The sequence below is a fragment of the Skermanella sp. genome (assembly GCF_059503625.1).
In genome coordinates this window covers 1-7,534 of record NZ_JCACHA010000907.1, presented here as the reverse complement: position 1 = coordinate 7,534, position 7,534 = coordinate 1, and the positions used below count along the sequence as shown (strand labels likewise).

6 protein-coding genes, 2 tRNA genes and 1 pseudogene are annotated in these 7,534 nt (G+C 62.6%); 4 read left to right on the top strand and 5 right to left on the bottom strand.

Annotation, left to right across the window (positions count from 1 at the left end; all coding sequences use genetic code 11):
- Positions 1-117 precede the first annotated feature (117 nt).
- A complete protein-coding gene (locus AC5JJ6_RS33110; protein WP_496046121.1) occupies positions 118-1,272 on the top strand; it encodes an MFS transporter in 1,155 nt (384 codons plus the stop codon).
- Positions 1,273-1,466: 194 nt separating this feature from the next.
- Here AC5JJ6_RS33110 and AC5JJ6_RS33105 read toward each other — a convergent pair whose 3' ends face one another.
- Positions 1,467-1,634, bottom strand: a complete 168-nt coding sequence (locus tag AC5JJ6_RS33105; protein ID WP_496046120.1) for a YdcH family protein — start codon at positions 1,632-1,634, stop codon at positions 1,467-1,469.
- Positions 1,635-1,977: 343 nt separating this feature from the next.
- Positions 1,978-2,053 (bottom strand) — tRNA-Phe (locus AC5JJ6_RS33100).
- Positions 2,054-2,211: 158 nt separating this feature from the next.
- Between AC5JJ6_RS33100 and AC5JJ6_RS33095 the strand changes: the two genes are divergently transcribed.
- The 3 genes from AC5JJ6_RS33095 (at position 2,212) to AC5JJ6_RS33085 (ending at position 5,059) form a co-directional block, all read left to right on the top strand.
- Positions 2,212-2,682, top strand: coding sequence for a hypothetical protein (locus tag AC5JJ6_RS33095; protein WP_496046119.1), 471 nt, complete (start codon positions 2,212-2,214; stop codon positions 2,680-2,682).
- Positions 2,609-3,307 (top strand): nucleotidyl transferase AbiEii/AbiGii toxin family protein, encoded by a 699-nt coding sequence (locus AC5JJ6_RS33090; RefSeq protein WP_496046118.1) that lies wholly within the window; start codon positions 2,609-2,611, stop codon positions 3,305-3,307. Before AC5JJ6_RS33095 ends, AC5JJ6_RS33090 begins: the two co-directional genes overlap by 74 nt.
- A 351-nt stretch (positions 3,308-3,658) precedes the next feature.
- The gene (locus AC5JJ6_RS33085; RefSeq protein WP_496046117.1) at positions 3,659-5,059 is read left to right on the top strand and encodes a PAS domain-containing sensor histidine kinase; all 1,401 of its coding nucleotides are present in this window, start codon (positions 3,659-3,661) and stop codon (positions 5,057-5,059) included.
- A 28-nt stretch (positions 5,060-5,087) separates the two neighbouring features.
- Here the strand turns inward: AC5JJ6_RS33085 and AC5JJ6_RS33080 are convergent.
- From AC5JJ6_RS33080 to lysK, 3 genes and pseudogenes are all read right to left on the bottom strand, one after another.
- Positions 5,088-5,163, bottom strand: a tRNA-Phe gene (locus tag AC5JJ6_RS33080).
- A 205-nt stretch (positions 5,164-5,368) separates the two neighbouring features.
- Complete coding sequence (tldD, locus tag AC5JJ6_RS33075; protein WP_496046116.1) at positions 5,369-6,802, bottom strand: metalloprotease TldD; 1,434 nt, start codon at positions 6,800-6,802, stop codon at positions 5,369-5,371.
- A gap of 117 nt (positions 6,803-6,919) precedes the next feature.
- Positions 6,920-7,534, bottom strand: a pseudogene (gene lysK / locus AC5JJ6_RS33070) (lysine--tRNA ligase); the annotation flags it as partial.

Sequence of the window (7,534 nt, the reverse complement as noted above, 5' to 3'; positions counted from 1 at the left end):
CCGATCCGGTACCCTTTAGAATGGCCTGGAGAAGATTTCGAAGATGAGCATCCCGCAGATTCCCGAAAGCATAGCCTTGCCGGCCACATCCTTGACCCAAGCCGCGTGGGAGCCGTCGTGGACGCTGTGAGCGGCTCCGAAGCGATGAAACCGGTCCAGGCCAGGATCGCGGTCGCCGCCATCTTTCTGGTCAACGGGACTGCCTTCGCGAGTTGGGTTCCGCACATCCCGACCGTCCAGCAGCAGCTCGCACTCAGTCCCGGCGTCCTGGGGCTTGCGCTGCTCGCCATCGCGATCGGTTCGCTGATATCCATGCCTGTCGCCGGCTGGATGGTGGCGCGGCATGGCAGCCGTATCGTGGCGCTGGTGGCGGGATCGCTCTACTGCGCCGTCATCCCGCTGCCGCTGCTCGCTCCGTCGCTGTCGGCTCTGGTAGCGGCGCTCGTGCTGTTCGGGATGTTCAACGGCGCCATGGACGTCTCGATGAACGCGCATGGTGTCGCGGTCGAGCGGCTGATCGGCCGTCCCATCATGTCTTCGCTCCACGCCATGTTCAGTATCGGCGGGATCGTGGGGGCGGGCAGCGCCGTCGTGCTTCTGCCGCTGGGTGTGTCACCCATTGCCCATGTCGGCGTCATCGCGCTGCTGGGACTTGCGGTGATGCTGGCGACGGTGCGCTTTCTGTTGCCCCATGCGGTGGACAGTGGGGCGGAGGGGACGCATTTCGTTCTGCCGCGTGGTCGCCTGCTGGTGCTCGGGGCCATGGGATTCTTCATCCTGATGACCGAAGGCGCCATGGGCGACTGGACTGCCGTCTATCTTCGCCTCGACCTCGGCGCAGAGGCAGGACTGGCGGCGGCGGGATTTGCCGTCTTCTCCGCAACCATGTCGGTCGGCAGGCTGACCGGCGACCGTCTGGTCGCCACCTTTGGTCCCGTGGCCATGGTCGGGTGGGGCTCGCTGGTGGCCGCGATCGGCCTTGGAGGCGCATTGCTGCTTCACGACCCGCTGGCCGCGATCCTGGGATTCGGCCTTGTCGGTTTGGGCCTCGCCAATATCGTGCCGATCCTGTTCAGCGCCGCCGGACGCACCCCCGGAATGTCGCCGGGAGCCGCGATCGCGGCGGTGACGACAGCCGGCTACAGCGGCTTCCTGGCTGGTCCTCCCATGGTGGGATTCGCGGCGGAATGGATAGGTTTGCCGGGAGCGCTGGGCATCCTGGCAGTCGCCGTCGGATCGATGGCGGCTTTCGCAAAACTCCTTGATCGCTAAGGCGTTCGGCGCAATTCTTCAAATCGAACGCATCGTCCAGCCGCCCGGCAGTGATGAGGGTGGCGAGCTTCGATGATGGAATTTGAAATATTGGAAGTCGTTGCAAGGTGGGGGAGGGATGTCGCCCTGCGGCGGACCGGCTCCAAACGTCCGCCGGGCGGCCGCAGGGCATTCAAAAGGCTGGTCGCCCTTTGTTAGTGCTGTGCGAGCCTGGTCAGCTCGTCCTTTACGCGCAACTTATCGAATTTGAGTTTCTTGATGTCGGTATCTTCGGAGCCGGGTTGCTTTTGGAGGGCCTCGATCTGCCTGTCGAGGAAAGCATGGCGGTCGCGTAGAGCCTGAATGTGATTCTCGTTCACCATCGTGACGTGCTCCCATGTCTTTCAGACTATAACTCCAGAAGCATACACGGTCTCCAATGGATTGCTAGCCTCTTCGTGATGGAAATTGAAAGATTTGGCGTTTCATGCGCAACAATGCGCCACTTTAATGACATACTATAATAATTTTCACTAAGATTTCAAATGAACCTGGAGTAGACGCCTTTGTATGTTGCTTGCGTTCCTTATCACTGTCCCTTTCGAAACCCTGAATACCATCGTCGGGGAAGCATCGTAGGGGGAGCATGCAGCGGTCCGGCAACAGCGCCCAAGGGGCCGCAGTTCCAAGACGGGATTAGATCGCAATGGGACACCGGGGAGGCGATGGTGCCCAGGGACGGATTTGAACCGCCGACACGGGGATTTTCAGTCCCCTGCTCTACCAACTGAGCTACCTGGGCGCTGCCGGGAACCGCAGGGGCAAGAAGCGCCAACCCGCGAGGCAAGGAAGTGCTTATAGGCAAGATCGGCCATGCTGTCCAGCGGTCAAGTTGCGGAAAAACCTTGCTGACGTAATCCGGTCACGCGACAATCCGTAAAATTCAGGAGCAGGGCGGCGATGACCGACCGAACGGCAGTGCGGCGAGTCCGGCAGTACCGGCATCTTCAAAGGAATGAACGTGAGATCGTCCGCGTCGACCTGCAGGTTCCGGTGCAGGCGGCGGACGATCTGAAGGCCATCGCCAGGGAAATGCGTTACCGCTATGCCGGTATCGGACGGGCCGAGCGCGAGATCGAGTTCGTCCTTGGCACCATCAACGCGCCGCGTCCAAGGCGCCTGGACGCCAAGGGGCTGGTCCATTGCCTGCTTACGCCCACTCCCGATCATGAATGGTTCCCTCATGTGGAGGCGTTGTTCGACGAAGTATCCGTCGAGGCGCTCCATGACCTCGTGCTGGCCGGTCTCGTCAGTTTCGAGGATCTCTACCGCGCGGCCAGGACCTGGAGAGTGACGAATGGGCGGAACCTACCTTGGATCAAGGAAATGGCCGATCTCCGCTTGGCGCGGCCTTCTGGCTTCGACGCTTGACCTGCTCGATACACTGATCATAACGCCTGATTGGAGTTTCGGGGGCGGCACGTCTTTGGCAGTCCATTATGACCATCGGTACAGTTACGACATCGATGCCTTTGTCGGTAGCGGAGATGTGATCAAGGCCTTGTCGCCAAACCGAAACCCTGCAACCAAAGCTTTGCTGGGAGGACGGAAGTACGAGTATCCTGGAAATTATCTGAAGCTGGTTCTGGAAAGCGGCGAGATCGATTTCATTGTCGGCAATGCCCGCACCGACGATCCAATCGAACACTGGATCTTCGAAGGACGCGTCGTTCCCATCGACACGCCCTGGGAAACGGCAGTGAAAAAAATGTTCTACCGGCCTTCGACATTCAAGGTCCGGGATGTCTTCGATCTGGCTGCTGTCGTGGAGCGGCATCCGGAGGAACTTGGTGCTGGTCTCGTCGAGATCGACGACCGGTTCCCTCGCTTGCTGGACCGTATCGATTCCCTGCGGCCGGTTTACGCAACTCTTGCCAAGGACGACGTAAATCCAACCGAGAGCGGACGGAAATATATGACGACGGGAGCGATAGAAATGGTCTTCGACTTTCTGCGCGCTTACCAGCGGAAAAATGAACTCAACCAAGGCCCATGAGGCGCCGCAAACTGCGCCATGGATAGGTATGTGTTTTAATAGAATCTTTCATATGCTGGGATATGCCTATGTGTGTCGTCGTCAGCACGCGTTTCCAAGCCGGCTGACCAAGTCGATCGCTCTGGCCAAGAATGCCGGCCGGTCGAATTCGAGGGCGCGCCGTAGAGGGGGAGATTGATCCTGGCACCGGAGTCAGTCTGTGGCGGATTGTTACAAGTCCCTGAAGGTTCAGTTCTTCGGGGATACTGGCTGCTCGACACCGATACCATGCTCATGAGGGTGTCGCATGGATTCTGCGACATCCTTGGTATCGGTCGAACGGCCCGCCTGCCGTTCCGGGAGTTCCTTGCCATGATGCATCCCGATGACGGAGGCGTCCTGAGATCGATTGCATTTACCGTCCCGGCAGCCGTCTCCCCGGTTTTCGGCGAGACGGTCCGTATCGTCCGTCCCGATGGTGTCCTGACGCGGATCGTTCTCGACGGGGAAGTCGAAATCGCAGCGGATGGAGCCGTCGCTGGCATGTTCGGCACGGCGGAAATCGCCGATGGGCCGAGACAGGGCAGGGACATCGAGTTGGACTGCCCGGAGGGAAACTGCGCGGAGCGGGAGCGGTTCCAAACATATTTCGAGCATTCGCCCGAAGCGTTGTTCGTCGTCAGTCTTCGGGCCGACGGCGAGTTTGTCTACCAGGCCCGGAACGCGGCTTATGGTGAAATCAGCGGGTTGCCCGCGGTAGCGGCGGCGGCGTGCGGAGCTTCTGCCGAGGCCGTTCCCGAGCGGATCGCCGTCGGCCTGATGCGGCATTATCGTGAGTGCGTCGATCTCGGCTCCGCAGTCACCCGCGAAGAGATCATCGAACTGGGGGACGGGCTCAGGATCTGGAGCATGACCCTGGCGCCGGTACCATCCAGGGATGGCGGCGTCCTTGGCATCGTTCGCGACATCACCGAACAGCGGATGCTCGAAGCCTCGCTGCGGGCCGCCCGCGATGCCGCAGAGACTGCCGACCATGAACGATCCACGCTGCTCGCCCATGCCAGCCACGTATTGCGGACCCCGCTCAATGCGGTGATCGGTTACTCCGATATGCTGATGGGCGGCATCATGGGACCGGTCGGTCTTGGCGGCGTCGCCGACGCCGTCGCTGCGATCAACGAATCCGGTCATCAGGTGCTTTCGCTGGTCGAAGAACTGATCGACCTCGCCCGCCTGGAGGAAGATGCGTCGGCAGCGCTCGACGAGCAGTCCGTCGACCTCGACTACGTCCTTCGCGACACCTGGAGGACCGCGGCGCCGGCGGCGACAAAGCGGGGCACGTCGTTGAAGGTCGTGATCCCGCCGAAAACTCCGGTTATCTGGGCGGACGAGTGGGCGGTGCGAAGAGTCGTCAGGGTGCTGCTGTCCAACGCCGTCAAGTTCACGCAGCACGGCGAAATTCTGATGACAATCGAGACATCGGACGAGCCATCTTCCAGCCTCTCGATTGTCGTCCGCGACACGGGCGTCGGCATCGCCGCCGAGAGGTTGACGACGATACTGGAGCGCTTCACGCTGCTGGATCCTGTCAAGGCCCATAGCGTCGGCGGAATGGGGATCGGTCTGCGGCTCGCGACTCGTTTGATGGACCGCCATGGCGGCCGGCTTGCGATCGAAAGCGAACCAGGGGTCGGAACGACGGTACGCGCGACTTTCCCAAGCGAGCGCATCGGAATGCCGGCGGTCGCCGATGCCGATCTGGCGGAATGCTGATTTTAGGGAACCGGGAATTTCCGGGAAATGGTGCCCAGGGACGGATTTGAACCGCCGACACGGGGATTTTCAGTCCCCTGCTCTACCAACTGAGCTACCTGGGCATCCTGGACGGCACAGAAAGAAGCAGTACCGCCGGGCCGTGCTTTTAGGAAAATTTCGAGGCCCTGTCCAGCACCGGATTGCACTTCAAAGCAAAATTTGTGAACCGCCCGTTTTATCGACCACCCTGTGCCCAAACCGTAGAGGCTTGGCGTCACGGTGGTGACGCCAAGCCTCGGGGCAGGGGATGATTTCAGTAGAACGCCGTTATGCCGCCGTGCCGCCCACAGTCAAACCATCGATCCGCAGGGTAGGCTGGCCGACGCCGACCGGCACGCCCTGGCCTTCCTTGCCGCAGGTGCCGATGCCGGGGTCGAGCGCCATGTCGTTGCCGATCATGCTGACCTTGGTCAGCGCGTCGGCGCCGTTGCCGATCAGGGTGGCGCCCTTGACGGCGGGGCCGACCTTGCCGTCCTCGATCAGGTAAGCTTCCGAGGCGGAGAAGACGAACTTGCCCGACGTGATATCGACCTGACCGCCGCCGAAGTTGACCGCGTAGAGGCCCTTCTTGACGGAGCGGATGATCTCCTCCGGCGACTTGTCGCCGGAGCGCATCACCGTGTTGGTCATGCGCGGCATCGGATGATGGCCGAAGCTCTGGCGCCGGCCGTTGCCGGTCGGCTTGACGCCCATCAGGCGCGCGTTCATGCGGTCCTGCATGAATCCGACCAGGATGCCGTCTTCGATCAGCGTCGTGGACTGGCTGGGCGTGCCCTCGTCATCCACCGTCAGCGAACCGCGCCGGCCTTCGATCGTGCCGTCATCGACCACGGTGACGCCGGGCGAGGCGATGCGCTGGCCGAGCAGTCCGGCGAAGGCTGATGTCTTCTTGCGGTTGAAGTCGCCTTCCAGCCCGTGGCCGATCGCTTCGTGCAGCAGGATGCCGGGCCAGCCGTTGCCGAGCACGACGGTCATCTCGCCGGCAGGGGCCGCGACGCTGTCGAGGTTGACCAGCGCCTGACGCAGCGCCTCGTCCACCTGACCCTGCCACGCGGCGGGGTCGAAATAAGCCTCGTAGCTGGTCCGGCCGCCGACGCCGTGGCCGCCGCTTTCCATCCGGTCGCCATCGGCCACCACGACGGAAATGTTCAGGCGAACCAGCGGGCGGACGTCGGAAACGCGCAGGCCGTCGGCGCGGATGATCTGCACCGCCTGCCACTCGCCCCCGACCGAAGCCGAGACCTGACGCACGCGCGGATCGCGGGCGCGGGCATAGGCGTCGATGTCGGACAGCAGCTTCACCTTGGTCTCGAAATCGACCAGGGCTAGCGGGTTGATCGCCTCGTAGAGCGCCCGGTTGGTGCCGGTCGGCGGTTCCGCCATGGTGCCGCTATGGCCGGCATGGACGGCGCGAACGGTTTCGGCGGCTCGCTTGATAGCGTCCTCCGACAGGGTGGAGGCGTGGGCATAGCCGGTCGCCTCGCCCGAGATCGCGCGCAGGCCGAAGCCCTGGCTGGTATCGAAGCTGGCGCTCTTCAGCTTACCGTCGTCCCAGGCCAGGCTTTCCGACTGGCTGTACTCTAGATACAGCTCACCGTCGTCGGCCCCCGACAAGGCATCGGACACGATCGATTCGGTGCGGGTGCGGTCGAGGCCGGCGCGGTTGAAGAAGATGTCGTCGGTAACGGCGAGCGTGCTCATACAAGACTCCGGAACGGGGTGCCGCGGGGATGACGCCTGAATTCAGGCGCCACCATAAGGCAGAACACTAATGTGGGCGAGCCCCGCACGGATGCCAAGGGTATCCGCCGGTCCGCCTCACGCGGTCGGCTGCGGCTCCGGGTTCCGCTCCAGCGCTTGGGCGATCAGCGTGCGGGTGTTTTCGATCCCGTACAGCTCGATGAAGCTGCCCATGCGCGGCCCCTGGGTCTGCCCCAGCAGGACCTCGTAGAGCGCCTGGAACCAGCTTTTCAGGTCGGCGAAGCCGTGGCGCTTGCCGATCTCGTAAACCTGGAACTGGATCTCTTCGGCCTTGGCGCCGGCCGGCAGCTTGCCCAATTCGTCGCGCAGCTCGGTCAGTGCCGCCCGTTCGGCCTCGTTCGGCGCCCGGTAGCGCTTCGTCGGCTTGACGAAGTCCTGGTAGTAGTTGATCGCGTACTGAACCAGCCGGTCCAGGAACGGCGCTGTCTGCGGGTTGGCCTCGGGTGCGTAGCGGCTGATGAAGCCCCACAGCACGTCCTTGCTCTCGGCATTGGCGACGCCGGCGAGGTTCAGCAGGATGTTGTAGCTGAGGTCGCTGCGGGCGGCGGGAACCTTGCCGCTGTGGATATGCCAGCCGGGATTCTCGAACTGCCGCGCCGGTTCCTCCGCCGGGAACTTGGAGACGAACGCCAGATACTCGTCCACCGCGCGGGGGATCACGTCGAAATACAG

Coding starts and splice junctions, on each gene's coding strand:
- AC5JJ6_RS33105 (WP_496046120.1), bottom strand. CDS start 1,634: ATGGTGAACGAGAATCACATTCAGGCTCTACGCGACCGCCATGCTTTC.
- AC5JJ6_RS33090 (WP_496046118.1), top strand. CDS start 2,609: ATGGGCGGAACCTACCTTGGATCAAGGAAATGGCCGATCTCCGCTTGG.
- AC5JJ6_RS33095 (WP_496046119.1), top strand. CDS start 2,212: ATGACCGACCGAACGGCAGTGCGGCGAGTCCGGCAGTACCGGCATCTT.
- tldD (WP_496046116.1), bottom strand. CDS start 6,802: ATGAGCACGCTCGCCGTTACCGACGACATCTTCTTCAACCGCGCCGGC.
- AC5JJ6_RS33085 (WP_496046117.1), top strand. CDS start 3,659: ATGATGCATCCCGATGACGGAGGCGTCCTGAGATCGATTGCATTTACC.